1 pseudogene is annotated in these 787 nt (G+C 44.5%); it reads left to right on the forward strand.

The window, feature by feature from the left end:
* Positions 1-691: pseudogene (locus tag L650_RS24760) on the forward strand (amidase); the annotation flags it as partial.
* Between the last annotated feature and the right edge of the window lie 96 nt (positions 692-787).

Raw genomic sequence — 787 nt, forward strand, 5'->3', positions numbered from 1 at the left:
TTGATACCATTGGCTGGCTTACGCAAAATGCAGAGCTGCTAAGCGATGTAGGCAATGTACTGTTACCAAATCAAGCTATTAATAACGTTGATACTTTAGTTATTTGCGAGCCATTATTTGAGCTGGTTGACCCTGTTTTACAAGCCCCGCTTAAACAATTACTTGAAAAAACCAAACCTTATTTTAAACACCATAAAGAATTTGAACTGCCTAACAGCAGCTTATTAAGCGAACTGGCTGACAGCTTTAGAATACTGCAAGGGCGCGCAATCGCAAAAACGCATAAAGATTGGCTTCAATTGCCTGGGCAACTTCCCCAGTTTGCTCCGGCAATTGCGGCACGTTTTAACATGGCGCTTGCTCTAACCGCCCAAGAAGAACAAGAAGCACTAAATGTACAAACCCAATGGCAAACACTAATCGCTAAAAACCTAAACACAAACAGCTGTTTATTTTTGCCAACCACACCCACAACTGCACCTAAATTGGGCGCCGACACAAGCGCCTTACGTATGCAAATAATCACCTTATCGGCCATTGCGGGCTTGAGCNAGTACACTTACCATTGGCTAATTTAGAAAATGGCCACCCGTATGGGTTTTCATTAATGATGAGCCACGGCAACGATAAAAGCCTACTTGCCTGCGTACAACAATTAGCTGCCCACTTTAAACAGGACACACTTGCATGAGCACACACAACATTGCCTTTACTGCCCCGCATTTTGCAGCAACCGAGGCAGGCACCTTAATACTAAAACAAGGCGGTACAGCCACCGAAGCCATGG

It is taken from the genome of Pseudoalteromonas sp. TB51 (assembly GCF_000498055.1).
In the GTDB taxonomy this organism is placed as follows: Bacteria; Pseudomonadota; Gammaproteobacteria; order Enterobacterales; family Alteromonadaceae; genus Pseudoalteromonas; species Pseudoalteromonas atlantica.